General features: G+C 46.0%; 16 protein-coding genes. 13 read left to right on the top strand and 3 right to left on the bottom strand.

Annotated elements, in window-relative coordinates; genetic code table 11:
- The gene (locus T3H97_RS19510; RefSeq protein WP_061829378.1) at nucleotides 1-390 is read right to left on the bottom strand and encodes a TIGR04086 family membrane protein; all 390 of its coding nucleotides are present in this window, start codon (nucleotides 388-390) and stop codon (nucleotides 1-3) included.
- Nucleotides 391-596: 206 nt separating this feature from the next.
- Between T3H97_RS19510 and T3H97_RS19505 the strand changes: the two genes are divergently transcribed.
- Entirely contained in the window at nucleotides 597-1,373 is a 777-nt protein-coding gene (locus T3H97_RS19505; protein ID WP_328800624.1) for a DUF421 domain-containing protein, read from the top strand.
- A gap of 4 nt (nucleotides 1,374-1,377) precedes the next feature.
- Here the strand turns inward: T3H97_RS19505 and spoVB are convergent, their stop codons facing one another.
- On the bottom strand, nucleotides 1,378-2,952 hold the full coding sequence (gene spoVB, locus T3H97_RS19500) for a stage V sporulation protein B (RefSeq protein WP_328800623.1): 1,575 nt from the start codon (nucleotides 2,950-2,952) through the stop codon (nucleotides 1,378-1,380).
- Between the two features lie 307 nt (nucleotides 2,953-3,259).
- Between spoVB and T3H97_RS19495 the strand changes: the two genes are divergently transcribed.
- From T3H97_RS19495 to T3H97_RS19470, 6 genes are all read left to right on the top strand, one after another.
- Nucleotides 3,260-3,517, top strand: a complete 258-nt coding sequence (locus T3H97_RS19495; protein WP_013311570.1) for a post-transcriptional regulator — start codon at nucleotides 3,260-3,262, stop codon at nucleotides 3,515-3,517.
- Between the two features lie 91 nt (nucleotides 3,518-3,608).
- Nucleotides 3,609-4,865 (top strand): protein translocase subunit SecD, encoded by a 1,257-nt coding sequence (gene secD, locus T3H97_RS19490; protein WP_190297823.1) that lies wholly within the window; start codon nucleotides 3,609-3,611, stop codon nucleotides 4,863-4,865.
- Nucleotides 4,855-5,772, top strand: a complete 918-nt coding sequence (gene secF, locus T3H97_RS19485) for a protein translocase subunit SecF (protein ID WP_013311568.1) — start codon at nucleotides 4,855-4,857, stop codon at nucleotides 5,770-5,772. Before secD ends, secF begins: the two co-directional genes overlap by 11 nt.
- 158 nt (nucleotides 5,773-5,930) lie before the next feature.
- A complete protein-coding gene (locus tag T3H97_RS19480; protein WP_023989928.1) occupies nucleotides 5,931-6,887 on the top strand; it encodes a cation diffusion facilitator family transporter in 957 nt (318 codons plus the stop codon).
- Nucleotides 6,888-6,920: 33 nt separating this feature from the next.
- The gene (gene recJ, locus T3H97_RS19475; protein WP_328800622.1) at nucleotides 6,921-9,317 is read left to right on the top strand and encodes a single-stranded-DNA-specific exonuclease RecJ; all 2,397 of its coding nucleotides are present in this window, start codon (nucleotides 6,921-6,923) and stop codon (nucleotides 9,315-9,317) included.
- Nucleotides 9,318-9,386: 69 nt separating this feature from the next.
- The gene (locus tag T3H97_RS19470; protein WP_023989926.1) at nucleotides 9,387-9,899 is read left to right on the top strand and encodes an adenine phosphoribosyltransferase; all 513 of its coding nucleotides are present in this window, start codon (nucleotides 9,387-9,389) and stop codon (nucleotides 9,897-9,899) included.
- A 457-nt stretch (nucleotides 9,900-10,356) separates the two neighbouring features.
- Here the strand turns inward: T3H97_RS19470 and uraA are convergent, their stop codons facing one another.
- Nucleotides 10,357-11,667, bottom strand: coding sequence for a uracil permease (gene uraA / locus T3H97_RS19465; RefSeq protein WP_061829372.1), 1,311 nt, complete (start codon nucleotides 11,665-11,667; stop codon nucleotides 10,357-10,359).
- 268 nt (nucleotides 11,668-11,935) lie between these two features.
- Between uraA and T3H97_RS19460 the strand changes: the two genes are divergently transcribed.
- The 6 genes from T3H97_RS19460 (at nucleotide 11,936) to hisS (ending at nucleotide 18,181) form a co-directional block, all read left to right on the top strand.
- On the top strand, nucleotides 11,936-14,113 hold the full coding sequence (locus T3H97_RS19460; RefSeq protein ID WP_025720225.1) for a RelA/SpoT family protein: 2,178 nt from the start codon (nucleotides 11,936-11,938) through the stop codon (nucleotides 14,111-14,113).
- A 137-nt stretch (nucleotides 14,114-14,250) separates the two neighbouring features.
- The gene (gene dtd / locus T3H97_RS19455; protein WP_013372633.1) at nucleotides 14,251-14,697 is read left to right on the top strand and encodes a D-aminoacyl-tRNA deacylase; all 447 of its coding nucleotides are present in this window, start codon (nucleotides 14,251-14,253) and stop codon (nucleotides 14,695-14,697) included.
- Between the two features lie 118 nt (nucleotides 14,698-14,815).
- A complete protein-coding gene (locus T3H97_RS19450; protein ID WP_167686443.1) occupies nucleotides 14,816-14,977 on the top strand; it encodes a hypothetical protein in 162 nt (53 codons plus the stop codon).
- Between the two features lie 230 nt (nucleotides 14,978-15,207).
- Complete coding sequence (locus tag T3H97_RS19445) at nucleotides 15,208-15,714, top strand: type 1 glutamine amidotransferase domain-containing protein (protein ID WP_025720221.1); 507 nt, start codon at nucleotides 15,208-15,210, stop codon at nucleotides 15,712-15,714.
- Between the two features lie 61 nt (nucleotides 15,715-15,775).
- Nucleotides 15,776-16,246: a hypothetical protein gene (locus T3H97_RS19440; protein WP_328800621.1), complete on the top strand. Its 471-nt coding sequence runs from the start codon at nucleotides 15,776-15,778 to the stop codon at nucleotides 16,244-16,246.
- A 690-nt stretch (nucleotides 16,247-16,936) separates the two neighbouring features.
- Nucleotides 16,937-18,181, top strand: a complete 1,245-nt coding sequence (gene hisS, locus T3H97_RS19435; RefSeq protein ID WP_328800620.1) for a histidine--tRNA ligase — start codon at nucleotides 16,937-16,939, stop codon at nucleotides 18,179-18,181.
- Nucleotides 18,182-18,245 lie beyond the last annotated feature (64 nt).

The raw sequence follows: 18,245 nt of genomic DNA, 5'->3' as shown, positions 1-18,245 counted from the left end.
TTACTTGTTGAGATTAATGCCAAACATCCCACCACCTGCGCCTATGACAAACGCGAAACCTAAGTGTAACAGGTCCTTGCCGTTCATACCCGCATCCAATGCCAGAAAACCGACCAGAAGAACGATTAGTCCATACAGGATGCCTGTAATACCGCCTTGATACCAGCCTTTGTTTGTGGATCTTTTACCGGCGACGAAGCCGCCAGATAGCATGGCGAATGCATGGACGATGTACGTATACAATGATAAGTCCTGTTCCTGCATCTGTGTCAGCCACAAGAGTAGTGAAAGAATCAATGCGCCAAGCAGCATCCATGCAAAAGCATAAAATAAGCCGGATAAAATGGGATGGGCCAGACGAAACGAACACCAGCGGCGAATGAGCTCCATTGATAATTCCTCCTGTACCAAGGTTTGAACTATTATCATTCTATGGCCAAGCCTTCCGGCTTAGTACCAAGTCGCAAGCAGTCTTTCTCTTTATTTCAATAATTTAGCCTTTTGTTTTTTGTATGAGCCAAGTGAGGAACGGTCAGAATACGTGTACAATGAACGACTAATGTCTTATTGCAAGTACAGGGGAGGAGGCGAACATATTGAGTCACGATATTTTTGCTCATATTTTTCGGACGCTGCTCATGTATTTTATTGTATATCTGGTGATGCGCTTGATGGGTAAAAGGGAGATCGGCAAATTGTCTGTTTTCGATCTCGTCATATCCATTATGATTGCAGAAATTGCTGTATTCAGCCTGGAGGATATAAAACGTCCACTTTATGAAGGGTTGATTCCTTTAGGAGTGCTGTTGATTTTGCAAATCGGGATTTCATATTTCAGTCTGAAAAGTCGGCGCCTACGCTTACTATTTGATGGTCGGCCCAGTGTATTGTACTCCAATGGACAAATAAACAAGGACGAAATGGCGAAGCAGCGCTACAATTTAGATGACTTGCTGTTACAACTTCGAGAACAAAATATAGAAAGTCTGGACGAAGTTGAATATGTTATTTTGGAAACAACAGGTAAGCTAACGGTTATAGGCAAGGATGATTATGATGGAGCGGAACATGAAAAAATAAAGCAGGAATTAAGAGCAAGAGATTGGACAAACAAAGAGCACCAGGTGAATAAAGTTCATCCTTCTCCACAAATTGGCGGAAAGTTTAGATATGAGGGACTGCCTATTCCATTAATCATGGATGGCAAGGTGCTGGATCGAAATTTAGAACGGATGGATATGAACCGTTTTTGGCTTAAGAATCAAATTCAAGCGAAGGGACACAAAGATTTTAAAGATGTTTTTCTATGCTCGGTTAACCATAGAGGTGATGTGTACATTACACCACCAGCCTATGGAAAATCTTTGGATTAGATTTTTATGCTTTAAACCATCTTCTCAGGATTGGAATGCGTGTAAGGTTGTCCCAATCAATCATTTTGATCAAGGTCATCAGGAAAAGGTACAGTATAATTCCCAAGCCTGCAGCAAAAATAAACTGAAGCCACATTTGGTTGAACATCGTTAGATGTCTGTAGGTATATAATACTGCTGCTGCCATGATGATCATGCCTATCCCAGTCTTCCAGAAATCGAGCAAACGTACGCGGAAGCGAAGCAGTCTGCTGACACTGAAGCCATGAAGGAGAGTAACAATAGCACTGTTAATACAAATGGCGATGACAGCTCCATAGATACCATACTGAGGTTGGGAAGCAAGCCAGACAATCAGTACAATTTTGATAACGGCTCCGATAAAGGTATTTAATAAGGCACTTCCAGGACGGTCTAACGCCTGAAGTGCTGCCTGAAGCGGGGCCTGAATGTACATAAAAAGTGCAAAAGGTGCCATGAGCTTAAGCATGCCTGCAATATCGCCATTATTGTAGAGTAGCAGACACAGAGGTTCTGCCAATACATACATGATAACGGCAAATGGGGCTCCTGCAACCAAAGCGAGCCGAAGCGATTGATGTAGACGTTTGTGAATGGCTGTAATATGCCCCTTAGCTGCTGCTTCGGATAACGAAGGAACGAGTGAAACTGCTAGCGAACTGGTTAGAACCCCAGGTAATAATAACACAGGAATGACCATGCCCTGCATGGCTCCATATTGTGCGGTTGCCACGCCAGTTGCAATGCCTGCTACGGCGAGGCTGCGCATGCACAAGATAGATTCGAGCAAATAGGATAAGGAACCGACAAGCCTTCCAGCAGTAACGGGAACGGATATAGACATAAGACGTGACAAAACGGATGATTGCTCGGGTTGAATCTCAGAGGAGGGAGCAGGCGACTTCGGCTGAAGAATGCGATCTTTTCGCTGGTTACACACGTATTGCCATAGCAGTACAATCATGCCAATGATTTCGCCCGCCAGAGCACCGAGCATGGCACCTGCAGCAGCGTAGGCTACCCCATGGGGTAGTAACAAGTAAGCAAACCAAATGACACAAAAAATGCGCATAACGGTCTCCGCAATGGAGGAGCTGGCGGAAGGAATCATATTTTGCTTTCCCTGAAAATAGCCCCTATAAGCTGAAGAAACAGCTACAATGACAATCATTGGGCTCATGCTCACGAATGTATAATACACGCGGCTGTCGGTCAGGAGATGGCTTGTGATCCAAGGCGCGAACACAAGACAGAGCACCATGGCGATTAGACTGAGTGTAATGGTGAAGCGCAGGCTGGTGTGCAAAATACGCCGCGACATTTCGGGATGTCCCGCCGTTTCAGCTTCGGCTACAAGCTTGGCTACCGCAAGAGGGATACCCCCGGTAATAAGCGTCACCAGAACGATAAAAAAGGGATACCCCTGTTGGTACAAGCCAACTCCTTCGGGGCCGATGATACGCGGGAGTGCGATTCGGGGAATAAAACCTAGTATCCGGTTGATAATTCCTGCTGCCAATAAAATAATTGCTCCATGGATGAATGTCTGCTTTTTCAATCGCAACTCCCTCTTCCCCAAAATGTAATTCTGCGTCTATACATTACTTTAGAAGATATGCTGGACCTGTCCATGTTCATGACAAGCTTTTCCGTTCAGAAACAAAGTGATTTAGACAACAAGAGGGAGAGTGGTGAATTCTGCTATTGACGAGCGAAATGAATGCATATATTGTTGATTTAAGGCTATTTTCGACGAAAAGAAGGGTTTTCCAGGATCAGGACAGAAATGTTCTACAAAGCAGTCAATAACCCCGCTAATTGCTGATCTGCGGAACCGGTAATCGCTGGGAGGAGGAACGGCCATCGTGGGTATGGAAGAGCTGGATGAGCAGGATTGGGATGACGCAATTGAGATGCTCTGTCAAAGTAAGGCGGACGAGTTGATTCTCGTAGGCTATGAGCATGTCACAAGTAAGGACGTGTGGAATTGCGTCAGCCATAAATATGAAAAGGAGGGTATCCCTCCGCTGCACAAGCTCGTTAACGATATACTTTCCCTTAAAGCGACGAGCTTTATGAACTATTTGACTATGTCCGCATTACGGGGCTCCACTTTCGAATAGAAGGGGGTCTTTTTTTTGCGTTCAAATTGACTGCTTTTTGAGGGGTAGCTATAATAGGAATATTGAGAATGAAAGGGGAACATGGGACGGAATGAAGAGAATTCTAAGTTTCATCGTGGTCGTGCTCATAACTACTGGTGTTATGATCGGGACAAGCCCGGGCCTATTGAACAGTTTAAAATTAGGCCTCGATTTAAAGGGAGGCTTTGAAATTTTATATGAAGCCCAGCCTTTGGAAGCCGGGCAGAGTGTAACCAGACAGTCTCTTATACAAACAGCTCAGAGTCTGGAGAGACGGATTAATGCGCTCGGTACGACTGAGCCGGAAGTAACAACAGAGGGGAGCAACCGTATTCGCGTGCGGCTTGCTGGTGTCACTAATGAGGCAGAAGTCCGCTCCATGCTGAAAAAACCTGCAGAATTAACATTCCGCAGTGCAACGGCAGCAGATGCTAAAAAGCCAGGCCAATACAGCAAAATTGAGCTCCGCGGTAATGATTTTGTGGAGAATGGCGCTGTTGTCGGCTATGACCAGCTGAACCAACCTGAGATTAGTATCAAAGTGAAGGACAAAGCTAAATTTGCAGAAATCACAAAGCGACTTCTGAATAAAGAATTAGCTATTTTCCTGGATCAGGAATTGCTGTCTGCACCTACAGTACGTGGGGAATTAACGGACGGTAGCGCGTCAATCACAGGTAGCTACACTCGTGATGAAGCGAATAAACTGGCGGATACGATTAATCTGGGTGCACTTCCACTCAAACTGACGGAAAAATATTCTCAGAGTGTAGGTGCTACGCTGGGTCAATTGTCACTGGATCAGACGATTCGTGCTGGATTGATCGGCTCGATCATTATTCTGGTATTTATGATTGCAATGTTCCGTGTACCGGGATTAGTGGCCAGTTTCTGTCTCATTGTTCATACCTGGGTAGTGCTTGCGATTTTCTACTTGGGTGGATTCGTACTCACACTCCCAGGTATCGCCGCCTTTGTGCTCGGGATCGGGATGGCGGTCGATGCCAACATCATTACGTATGAACGGATTAAAGAAGAAATCAAGTCAGGCAAAACGATTCGTTCTTCTGTCATTGCAGGTAGTAAGGCCTCGTTCCGTACCGTTATGGATGCCAATGTTACGACAATTATAGCAGCAGCGGTTATGTTTGGTCTGGGGACAGGCTCTGTTAGAGGTTTCGCTCTGGTGCTCATCGTTGATATTGTCACCAGTATTTTGACGAATATCTTCTTCTCCCGCTTCTTGCTCAATCTGCTGGTTAAAGCGGATGTTGTGAAGAAGCCAAAGTATTTTGGTGTGAAGGAGAGTGATATCAGTGCGCTTTAATTGGAACTTGAAATATATCAAGATGAGTAAGTGGTTTTACACGTTCTCGATTATTATCACACTGCTTGGTATTCTGAGTTTGTCGATATTTGGCTTGAATTACGGGGTAGACTTTCGTTCCGGTTCCAATGTGGATGTCAATTTGACTAAAGTTGTTACACAGGAACAGATTCAAACTTTGCTGGATAAGCAGGGGATCGGCAAAGAGGTGGATTATACACCGGGGAAAGAGCGTTTCGGCATTCGCTTCTCACAGGTTTTGACGGATCAGCAAGTGAATGACTTTAAGATTTCTTTTAACAAACAGCTGGATCCGAAGGCTTCCTTTGAGGTCAATACAGTGGATACGGAAATGGCGCAAGAACTGGAGCGAAATGCAATATGGGCGATATTGCTAGCATGTGTAGCCATCGCAGTCTATATTTCGATCCGGTTTGAATGGCGGTTTGCCATTGCAGCCATCGTTTCGTTGTTGCATGATGCCTTCCTCGTTATCAGTATTTTCTCGATTTTCCGTCTTGAGGTGGATTTGACCTTTATTACGGCAATTCTGACGATTGTTGGTTTCTCCATTAATGACACCGTCGTTATTTTTGACCGTATTCGGGAAAATCTACGATTTGCGAAGAAGAAGTCCAGGGACGACTTAGAGCAGGTAGTTGATCACAGTATTGCGCAGACAATGACTCGTTCACTTGCAACCGTGTTTACGGTGTTTATTGCCTCCTTATGTTTGTTCATATTTGGCGGCGAATCGATCCGCATGTTCTCACTTGCGATGGTCATTGGTTTGTTATTTGGTGCTTATTCCTCCATTTTCATTGCCAGTCCGCTGTGGGTGGCTTTGAAAGGAAAACAAAAATCTCCGACAGCTGGCGGGGGCGCGGTCAAAACTGCAAAGTCTTAAGTTACGCAAATACCAGTAGTATAAATTAAAGAGAAAGCCGCGTCTGCTTGGGCGCGGTTTTCTAAGGTTTTGAGATTTACCTTGAGTAAGGCACAGTAGTGGACACTTAAATGTGAATGGTTTTTGGTAGGGTTAGTTCAGATTGAGGGGGAAACGTTGTGAATAGCGAACGCAGCCGATCATTGGAAACTGCGGCGTTGAGCGGGATTGTAGGTAATCTCGCGCTGGCTGTTCTAAAGGGAACCGTCGGTTATGCGGCAAACAGCAAGGCGTTGTTGGGGGATGCACTGCACACGGCTGCGGATAGTGCTTCCCGTTTGCAGGAACTTCTGTTTTCCAAGGGTGCTACAGGGCACGGAATGCTGGCACGGTTGCGGAACGGTGAAAAAGTTCGGACAGTCATATCTGTGGTGCTGGCTATTTTAGTGCTGATGAGCGGTCTTCAGCTAGCTATCTCGGCGGTTCGTTCATTAAGCAGTTCGGAACCGCAGGCTCCCGGTCTGTATGCATTAATTACCGTATTTATTGCGTTGGTGTTGAGAGAAGCGCTATTTCAGTTTCAATATCGCTACTCGATTAAACATGGTCATAAAGCGGAAGCAGATCGGTACGCTAACCATGAACGTTACTCGCTGTATGCATCGTTGATTGCATTGATCGGCATGATCGGTGCAATGACTGGCGAAGCAATGGAATGGCCTGCATTATTATATCTTGACCCAACCGCAGCTTTGCTGGTAGCCTGTCTGGTGCTGCGTAAAGGATATCTGATGGTAATGAATACCGCTTACCAGGTTCCTGCACAGCCCTTGCAGGAGGAAGACTCCCGACGCTTTATGGAGACGATTCAACGGGTGTATGGTATTGTGACGGTTGAACACTTACATGCCCAGGAAACAGGCCATTTCATAACAGTGGATGTAACGATAAGTGTGAACCCGCGGATTACGGTACAGGAAGCGCAGGAAATCGCCGATCGAGCCAAAAATCTACTGTTAGCCCGTTTTCCACAGGTGACCCATGTACAAATGCAGTTCATTTCTTATCAAGCCGGGTATCCTTACAAATCCAATCATGAACTGCCAGATAATGATGTGTCGTCGTTGCTTCAATAGAGCAGGACGACTATGAAAGAAAGGTGAATAGGATTGCTTCATTCGCAGTACAGATGGAAGACCCCAGAGGCTAACCTGGAAGCGGCTCAGCTGTTGACAGAAGAGCTGGGGATTTCACCATTGTTGTCCCGGCTTTTAGTGAACCGGGGCGTCACTACCGCCGGGGAAGCAAACCGCTTTTTGTACGGAAGTGTGGACGATGTACACGACCCTTTTCTGCTTCTTGGTATGAAAGAGGCCGTGCCGAGAATTCGCCAGGCTCTGGAACGTGGCGAGCATATATTAATCTATGGTGATTATGATGCGGACGGCGTATCCAGTACATCATTGATGATTCAGCTCATGCGTTTTCTGAAGGCTTCTTATGATATTTATATTCCCCATCGCTCTAATGAGGGATATGGTCTGCATAACCATGCCCTTGATTGGGCTCATCAGCAGGGAGTTACACTGGTCATTACGGTAGATACGGGAATTAGTGCAGTAGAGCAAATTGCTTATGCAACTTCCTTGGGTATAGATGTTATTGTGACAGATCATCATGAGCCGCCTGCTGTACTTCCCGAGGCGTATACTTTGATTAATCCGAAGCTACCCGGTTGCCCGTATCCATTTAAAGGTCTTGCAGGTGTTGGTGTTGCCCTGAAGCTCGCTCAGGCGCTGTTGGGTGAGGTGCCGGAGGAATGGTTTGAAATCGCTGCTATCGGCACGGTAGCCGATCTGATGCCACTACATGGTGAAAATCGGACGATGGTACGAAGAGGGATTCAATCCATGAGAAACTCTGCATTTCCGGGTATTCGTGCGTTGCTCCATGTAGCGGGCGTGGATATATCTACAGTGACTTCAGTCAACATCGCATTTGCATTGGCTCCGCGGATTAATGCCAGCGGGCGCCTGGATCATGCGGGACGAGCAGTTTCTCTGCTGACGACAGAAAAAGAGGAAGAAGCAGACCAACTTGCGCATGCGCTGGACCTGCTCAATCGTGAGCGTCAACAGGTGGTCGAACGTATTGTGGAGCAAGCCGAGCAACAATTGGCATCCAAACTTAATGGAGGCAAGCTACCGTCAGTTATTGTGTTGGCTGGTGAAGGCTGGAATGTCGGCGTTGTCGGAATTGTGGCATCCAAGCTATTGGATCGCTATTATCGACCAACCATTATTCTTGGTATAGATGCTGAGACAGGCACGTGCAAAGGTTCTGCCCGGTCTATTCCTGCATTGGATATTTACAGTGCTCTTACGGACAGCCATGAGTTTATGGAGCATTTTGGGGGTCACCCTTCGGCTGCGGGTATGACGCTGTCCCGTGACAATCTGAAATTGTTTGAAGAGCAGCTGAACCGCTATGCGGGTTCCATTCTGACACCAGAAGATCTCATTCCTGTAGCTGAGGCCGATATGGTCTGTCGTCTGGACGAGGTATCTTTACAAGTGGTTGAAGAACTGGAGTTGCTTCAGCCTTTTGGTATGGGGAATCCTTCTCCACGATTCGTATTACAGGGTCTACAATTGCGCGAGGCTCGTAAAATGGGACGTGAGAAAAACCATGTGAAGCTCCTGCTGGAGCAGAACGGTTTATCGCTGGACGCGATTGCCTTCCGTCGTGGCGATTTGGCTGATTTTTTACAGCAACAAACGGAGATAGATCTCCTGGGTGAATTGTCAATTAACGAATGGAACGGTAAAAGGTCTCTCCAGCTCATGATGCAGGACATTCGAGTGCAAGCGCCGCAAATTTTTGATTATCGTGGAGTGTCGGACCCTTTTGCCGAATTAGAGCGGGGACTGAAGATCTTTCATCCACGCATAGAGGAAAGAAAGAAAGACGTAGCGGTATTGATCCATCCTTCATCTAGGCTTCGTTCATCGGGCTCCATGGACGCTGAATCCTTATGGTTATACGATAAAGACGGCAACGTTATTCCCAGTGATGGTCAAAGAGATGCACAGCACTCTGTGAAGTCGCTGTTCGTACTGGAGCCGCCGGATACACCGGATCAGTTTCAGGCTTTATGGTCTACCTTTGAGAATGTAGAGAATGTATTTCTCCTTCATTCGGTCAGTGAGCGTGGCGGTCGACTCGTAAGCCCCGACAGAGAGCTGTTCAAGCGTATTTACGTTGTGCTTTCCCGAATGGGGACACAGCCTATTGATGAAAAAGCAATGCTGCCTGCTCTTAGCCGACAGTGTTCCTGTTCAGTACGCATGTTATCCAAAGTATTGGACATCTTCGAAGAGCTTGAGTTTATGACGCGTACAGATGGTCAATTCCAATTTGTATCTAATCCGCCTAAGCGGGATTTAACAGCTTCTCCACGCTATCAGGAATTGTATAATATGGCTGAGATGGAGAAGTATTTGCTGGATGCGGACACTACCCAGATGACGAGCTGGATTATGTCGCTTATGAAGGGTGCGTCTTGAGATACTATTTCGCTATTTATGTTGTAAAATGTATATACTAATTTGAAGTTTACAGTAGGAGGAACTAAGTTGGACTACAAAGAATATATTCGGGTGATTTCCGATTTTCCACAACCAGGGATTAGTTTTAAGGACATTACGACCCTGATGAAAAATGGTGAACTGTACCGCAAGGCTATCAACGATATGAAGGAACTGGTATCGGATTTGAAAATTGATTTGATTGCAGGGCCAGAAGCACGTGGGTTCGTTGTTGGTGCTCCTTTGGCTTATGCGCTTGGTGTTGGTTTTATCCCCATCCGTAAAAGTGGCAAGCTCCCTGGGGAAACCATTGAGGAAGCATACGGTTTGGAGTATGGTAAAGATACGCTGGCGATGCATAAGGATGCTATTGAGCCGGGACAAAATGTTCTGATTGCTGATGACCTGCTTGCTACAGGTGGAACCATTGCTACATCCGTGAACTTGGTACGCCAGCTTGGTGGCAATGTGGCAGGGGCTGCTTTTCTTATCGAGCTGTCTGATCTAAACGGTCGGGCGAAACTGCCTGATGTAGATGTATTCACCCTGATTACGTATTAAGTATTTCAAAACCCGGGTTTCCCGGGAAATAATTATGTGCGGATCGCCTAAATAGTCCGATGGAACATCTCTTTTCTAAAGAGTTGCTCCATCGGACTATTTTGTTTCTTTGTTGGAAATAGGTATAAAAAAATTTCGGAAATGTCTATGAACAATAAAAAAGGAGCAAAGGTGGTCATATTGGATTCATTTCAGTTTTTTATTTTTACTAATCAGAAGCTAGATACGGAAATAAGTCAAAAATGCTACTCGTTGCTTATCGAGGGTTAAAGCGGATATTGCAACTAACGTGGATGGGTGCTTTGGAGAAGGTTGAAGGAGTATCTATTTTTAAAAAAAAGGCTGTGCATAAAAAACGCCGACACCATGGGAGACGGATCCTTACACGCTTATCTTAACAGCTCAAGCGTATTAATCCGTGACCTCATGGAGCGGCGGTAAAGTTAAAAAACAGATATCAATCTGGTGTTTTCTCGGTTAAAGGTTCCTGCGATTTATCGTTGGACCAGCCGAGCACGTCAATCAGCTTGAAGAACAAGCTGAGGATGATGCCGATGATTGTAGCCAATGCCATACCTTTCAAGGTTACAGCGCCCCAAGTGAGCGTAGTACCGCTGATTCCGACAACAAGCACGATGGTCGCAAGCAGCATGTTGGTTGGCTTGGCGAAATCAACCTTTTGCTCAACGAAGATTCTTAGACCGGAGGCAGCGATGACACCGAATAATAGTAAGGATACGCCACCCATAACTGGAGCTGGAATATTAGAAACAATCGCTGAGAACGTGCCTGAGAAGGACAATAGGATGGCAATGACAGCTGCTCCGCCAATGACCCATACAGAGTACACTTTAGTTAATGCCATGACACCAATATTTTCACCATAAGTCGTATTAGGTGTAGAACCCACAAAACCGGAAATGACGGTGGAAATACCGTTACCTAGCAGAGAGCGATGGAGACCAGGATCTTTGGACAGTTCGCGCCCGACAATGTTGCTAGTCACAAGCAAGTGACCAATATGCTCTACGATGACGACCAGAGCAACAGGAAGAATCGTCAGCATAGCAGAGGTATTAAAAACTGGAGTGGTAATTGCAGGATGTCCGAAAAAAGGAGCGTCTGCAATGGCTTGTGTATTGACCATGCCCATAAAATAAGCAAGTACATAGCCCACTACGATACCAATCAGAATATGAATGATTTTGGCAAACCCGCGAAACAATACCGCACCCAGAACAGTGACCCCGAGTGTAACGAGCGAAAGAGTAATCGTTTTGGGATCTGGAGTCCAGGCCTTAGTAGGATCGGCATTGATAATGCCTGCCATGCCTGCTGCAACCGGAACCAGTTCCAGACCGATTAAGGCTACGATGGAGCCCATAACAGCTGGAGGAAAAACGACGTCCAGCCAACGGGTTCCGGCATATTTGATCACCAGTGCGACGAGGCAGAAAATAATACCTGTAACGATGAAAGCACCGAGGGCCATAGCATAGCCGTTGCCGCCGGGATTGTTTTTAAGCACAAGACTGACGGGAGCGATAAAAGCGAAGCTGGAGCCGAGATAGGCGGGAATTTTGCCGCGGCAGATCCATATGTACAACAATGTGCCAATACCGTTCATTAGCAAAATCATGCCGGGATCGACGCCGAAAATATTCGGCACCAGCACAGTGCTGCCAAACATGGCAAACAAATGCTGTACGCTGAGCAGGAACCCAGGTCCTGCCGGAAGCTTTTCATTAACTTGAATTTCGCGTTGCAACGCAGTTCACTCCTTAGTTCTTTCAATTATTCTTATATACATTAATTACTTTTCGTAATTTTTTCAATATAATTCGTTTCATTTCGTCAACAATCCTGATTTTACTTACCATGTGTGACAGAATAATGCGACAATGCCAAACCTGTAATAGTTGACGTGTGACGTGCTAACCGTCATAATTGTAGGAAATCACTTTTAAAAGGGAACCTTTGCGCGACATTGATCGGCGGGTTCCATTTTGCATAGAAAGGACACGGAATAGAGCAGAATGGGGATAGAGCAATTACTTAAAAAGGCCGGGGCCTATACCAGAGAAGCAGATCTTATCCGCATCAGGGACGCCTATGATTTTGCCGAGCAGGCCCATTCCGGCCAGACTCGTAAGTCCGGTGAACCTTATATTCTGCATCCGCTTGCGGTTGCTGATATCGTCGTTAATATGCAGATGGATACCATCTCCATTATCGCCGCTCTTTTACATGACGTTGTGGAGGATACGACGGTGTCTTTGGCGCAGATTCGCGAGCATTTTGGCGATACATGTGCGATGCTTGTCGATGGTCTGACGAAGCTGGAGCGTATTCAGTTCCGTTCCAAGGAAGAACAACAGAACGAAAATTATCGAAAAATGTTTATTGCTATGGCGCAGGACATTCGTGTCATCGTCATTAAGTTAGCAGATCGTCTGCATAACATGCGTACTTTGAAATATCAGTCAGAGGAAAGCCAGCGTCGGATTGCTTATGAAACGTTAGAGATTTTCTGTCCGGTTGCAAACCGACTGGGTATTTCGGCCATTAAATGGGAAATGGAAGATATTGCTTTACGCTATCTGAATCCTCAGCAGTATTATCGCATCGCCAATTTGATGCATAAAAAGCGGGCAGAGCGGGAGCAGTTTATTGATAATGTCATACAGCGTATCAGAGAAAAGCTGGAAGAGATGGGCATTCAGGCTGATCTGTCCGGACGCCCTAAACATATTTACAGTGTGTTTAAAAAAATGACGACGAAGAACAAGCAATTCAATGAAATATATGATTTGCTGGCGATTCGAATTATTGTGGATAACATTAAAGACTGTTACGCCACACTGGGGATTATCCATACGTTGTGGAAGCCGATGCCGGGGCGGTTTAAGGATTATATCGCTATGCCTAAGGCCAATATGTATCAGTCCCTTCATACGACAGTAGTAGGTCCCAACGGGGAGCCTACCGAGGTACAAATTCGCACAGTGGATATGCACCGTACCGCTGAATTCGGGATTGCGGCCCATTGGGCCTATAAAGAAGGCAACGGAGCAAACAACACTAACTTTGAGGATAAAATCACCTTTTTTCGAGAAATTCTGGAGCTGCAAAATGAAGCGAAGGATGCGTCGGAATTTGTGGAATCGCTCAAAATGGACTTTTTCTCAGACCTTGTGTTTGTGTTTACTCCTAAGGGAGAGGTCATTGAGTTGCCGGCCGGATCCGTTCCGCTGGACTTTGCTTTCCGTATTCATACCGAAGTTGGCAATCGAACGATTGGCTCTAAGGTAAATGGAAGAATCGTACCTTTGGATTATCGGCTTAAAACCGGTGATATTGTCGAAATTATGACGTCCAAGCACTCTTATGGACCTAGTCAGGACTGGCTCAAAATTGCTCAGTCCTCTCACGCGCGCAGTAAAATCAAACAATGGTTCAAGAAAGAAAAGCGTGAGGAGAATGTTGAAAAAGGCCGCGAAAATCTGGAACGCGAACTGAGAAAACGTGATATCGAGCCATCGGTGTGGATGAGCGACGACAAGCTTCAGGAAGTGGCACAGAAGTTCTCTTTTAACGATTCCGAAGATATGCTGTCTGCGATTGGCTTTGGTGGTATAACCGCAGCGCAGGTCTGTACACGTTTGACAGAGAAGCTGCGTAAGGAACAAGAAGAGGCCCGGTTGATCGAATTGACGACCGAGGTCAAGGAGTACAAGCCGCAGGGCGAACGGAAAAAAACACCGACCAACGGTGTCAGCGTCAGAGGCGTCGATAATTTACTCGTTCGTTTTGCACGATGTTGTAATCCCGTACCGGGAGATGACATCATTGGCTATGTAACACGTGGACGCGGCGTATCCGTTCACCGGACGGATTGCCCGAATATTCCTTCGGGTACGGGCGAAGACCAGGCACGTGTGATTGAAGTAGAGTGGGAAGAAGCAGCGGAAGTCAACTACAGTGTCGATATTGAGATTACGGGGCATGATCGCAACGGTTTGCTGAATGAAGTGCTTCAGGCCATTTCTGAGAACAAAACCAGCTTCTCGGCCGTTACAGGTCGTACAGATAAAAATAAAATGGCGATGATTCACATCACGATTCTCATTCGCAACACGGATCATTTGCATTCTGTTGTCGAACGGATTAAACGGGTGAAGGATGTATACACTGTGCATCGTATTATGCAATAACCTTATTAAGCGTACAGATAGGTCTATAGCCTTTGTAACACATCTTGGGTAGAAAGACCCATAGGCTGCTAAAAGAGCCGTAATACGGCTGTGAGCACCTTTTAAAAGGGAAGGTTAAAGGAGATATCGGATAGGCGATGAAGATTATTATTCAGCGCTGTAAAGACGCTCAAGTAACGGTGAATCAAAAGGTGGTCGGCAAGATTGGAACCGGATTAATGCTGTTGGTCGGTATTGGTCAGGGAGATACAGCAGCAGATGCCGTTTATTTGGCGGATAAAACAGCGGGATTACGTATATTTGAGGATGCTGAAGGTAAAATGAATGACAGCGTTCTGGATGTCGGTGGAGCTATTTTGTCTGTCTCTCAATTTACGTTGTACGGTGACTGCCGTAAAGGAAGAAGGCCTAACTTTATGGGGGCGGCCAAACCTGAGGAAGCGGAGAAGCTGTATGATTTCTTCAACAGCCAGCTTCGAGCCAAGGGCCTGGAGGTAGAAACGGGGATTTTTGGAGCTATGATGGATGTTTCATTGACGAACTGGGGCCCAGTGACACTGATTTTGGATAGCGAGCGTTCGTAGCTATGCGTTCATGGCTTGACCTGAGTAGAATAAAATAGCTGTTCAGAGGGACCATAATGTCATCCCGATTGGTGATTAGCCAGGCGGATAGCCTAAGGGTGACAGGAGAGACGAAGCTATGCGTCAAACCCCAAAAATGGACGGGCATCGAAGCACTGTGATGCTTTTCCCTGGTAGCATGCAGGAGGCAATCAGCCTTACTCGTAATGCTGATACGTTATTACAGCATGTTGCAACAGCCATCGACAAGCCAGGACGCGGTGCTTTGCCGCGCAGGTAACATCAGGTTAAATGGAGCGTTAATGAGGTGCTACCCGAAAGTAGCATAAAGAGGCCAAAAATAAAATATGTAGCATTGAATTAGTGCAGGAGCCGAAAGGCTCCTTTTTCTTTTCCACCGCTGCGAATTGTTATAAAAACAGATCAAGCGGGTAATAACAAATCGTGGTAGACAAACAAACTTAATTTTAACTTGTTTCGAGGATAACCGGAAAGGAGATCTGAACATTCATGAGTAAAATTGCATTTTTATTAGCTGACCAATTTGAAGATTCCGAAATGAAGGTACCTTATGATGAATTAAAAAAGGCTGGACATGAGGCAGATATTGTTGGGCTGAAGCAAGGTGAGAAAGTGAGCGGTAAGCAAGGTAAAGCAAGCTACACTATTGAAAAAGCCATTGCAGATGTGAAATCAAGTGACTATGATGCAGTTGTTATTCCTGGTGGATCATCTCCGGAAAATCTACGTTTGGATGCAAATGTTCTGAAATTTGTGACTGAAATTAATGAGTCCAAAAAAACGATTGGCGCTATCTGTCACGGGCCGCAAATTTTGGCAAGTGCCGATTTGTTACAAGGCCGGACGATTACAGCTTATCCTCCGTTGAAGGATGACTTGATTAATGCGGGTGCTCATTTTGAGGATCGAGAGGCGGTTGTGGACGGTAACTTTATTACGTCTCGGACCCCTAAGGATGAGCCTGCTTTTGTGCGTGAGTTGTTAAAGGCATTGTAATTAACCGTGAGTGCTTCTGTAGATTTATGCCAGTACAATTCCCAAATGAGGAGGATTTGATATGGCTAAACAGATTCAGGCTTATTTTCGCACAGAAGATGAAGCTGAGGGTGCCAGAGCTTCGCTTCAAGCTTATAGAACCGAACATTTGGAAGTAGGTGCTTTGGATGAGGCGCTCGGTCGTGAGACGAGAGTTTTAATTCCGCAGGTCCCCTATAACAATACAGGCTCGGTGAGCACAGGAGGCTCTGCAGGTGCGGCAATCCCTTCGGCGGGTGCTTATGGCGAGAATATTCTACCAGATGCGAAGAATGGCCAGATTAACTCTGTCTCAGCCCAAAGGGATCTGGATGAAGATCGGAGCGGAACAACGAATCATGACGGAGGGTTGCTCCGTGCGACAGATGTGTATATTAACGGTGATCAAGATGAATTGCGGTATGTATTATCAGCAAAGGTAAATGATGCCGATTATGATGAGGTCATTTATAAGCTACGTTCCAATCGTGGATATGTATCGCAGTTGGATTAAAGCTGAGCGCGCGATACAAGATTGACGATACTTGAGGAATTTAGCTACAAAAGAGTGACTGTAATACAATTGTAATATTCGAAACATCATTCCTTAATATTCGTTGTTTATAATAACAGCATGACCCCCTTTTGATATATCTTTTTTTAAACCTGCGGACCGTTTCCGCAGGTTATTTTCTTTTTATAAGCCTTATTTGTCCGATTATAGGGAGAATGTCTTGACTTTGTCGAAGCGGTTCATTAAAATCATAAAATAATGAAAAATGATTTGATGACGGGACCAAGTACTCCGAACCCACAAGCGCAGAGAGGAATTTCCAGGCTGTAAAAATTCCCTTGATGAGCGGATGAATGACCTCCCCGAGAACAGGCGGCGAACAATTGAGGAAACCCTACTGAAAGTACATTGCAACTGTGCCGACAGTGGATGGTCCTGCATAATAGCCGTACTGCGCGTTACGGGCGTTATACGTATGAGCGGAGTCAGTATAATGCTGACGGGCAATGAGTGATTCTTATGCTGGTTGTCTGGGCAAACTCCGGAATGTGGGTGGTACCACGGGTGATTGTAAACGACAATCCCTCGTCCCTGTTAATGTTAACAGGACGAGGGATTTTTTGTTTTATATTGAAAGTGGAGCAAGAAGAAAGTGCACAATACGAAATACAACGATGGGGGGATACGTTAATGGCCTTTCAAAAACCAACGGGTACACAAGATTTGCTGCCGGGCAGTGTAGAAAAATGGCAAGTGGTCGAGGAAAAAGCCCGTGAGATTAGCCGCCGCTTTAATTACCGAGAGATTCGTACGCCAATGTTCGAACAAACGAATTTGTTCGTTCGAGGTGTGGGAGAAACGACGGATGTGGTGGAAAAAGAAATGTATACTTTTGAGGATAAAGGGAAGCGCAGCATGACTTTGCGTCCGGAAGGAACAGCAGGGGTTGTCCGCTCCTATGTGGAGAACAAACTATACGGGGAGCCGGATGTAACTAAGCTGTATTATATCGGCCCGATGTTCCGGTATGAGCGTCCACAGGCTGGGCGTCAGCGCCAGTTTCACCAATTTGGAATTGAAGCATTTGGTGCGGTCGATCCGGCGCTGGATGCAGAAGTTATTGCTTTCGGGTATCAATTCTGCCGTGAACTGGGCCTGAAAGGGGTAAAGGTGGAGATTAACTCCGTCGGTAATGCAGCCAGCCGGGCAGCTTATCGGCAGCATTTGGTGGACTTCCTGATGCCGATGAAAGATACGTTGACCAAGGAGAGCCAAGCACGTATTGAGCGTAACCCGTTGCGAGTGCTGGATAGCAAAGACGATCAGGACAAATTTGACGGGGCACCTTCGATTTTGGATAGCTTGGACGAGGAGTCCCGTACGCACTTCGAGAAAGTGAAGCAAAATTTGGATGCCATGGGCGTGGAATATACAGTTAACCCGCGTTTGGTACGGGGGCTGGATTATTATACGTTGACAGCCTTTGAATTCAAAGCTGAAGGAATTGGTGCCATAGACACAATTGGTGGAGGCGGCCGCTACAACGGATTGGTTGGAGATCTGGGCGGACCGGACCAGCCGGGCATTGGTTTTGGCATTGGGCTGGAGCGAATTCAGCTGATCCTGGAGCATCAAGGTGTCAAACTAAACGAAGCCAAACCGTTAGATATCTATATGGTAGCGTTGGGAGAAGCAGCAGAAACGGAAGTAACCAAACAACTATTCAAGTTGCGTCAAGCCGGATTTTCCGCAGAGCGAGATTATTTGGGGCGTAAAATGAAGGCCCAGATGAAATCAGCCGATCGCTTTAAAGCAAGGTATACTGCGATTCTGGGCGAGGATGAGCTGGTTCAAGGTGAAATTGCACTGAAAAACATGGAAACCGGCGAGCAGCGTACCGTTAAGCTGGATCAGCTGGTGGAAGAATTAGGATAAACAAAATAATGTAACATCAATCGGTGGAGCTTCCTCTGGTTGTCATATAGCTTAACTACTAAAC

Source organism: Paenibacillus sp. LX16 (assembly GCF_036252815.1).
Classification (GTDB): domain Bacteria; phylum Bacillota; class Bacilli; order Paenibacillales; family Paenibacillaceae; genus Paenibacillus; species Paenibacillus polymyxa_B.
The sequence above is the reverse complement of the archived record's forward strand: the minus strand, read 5'-3'. Positions and strand labels throughout refer to the sequence as shown.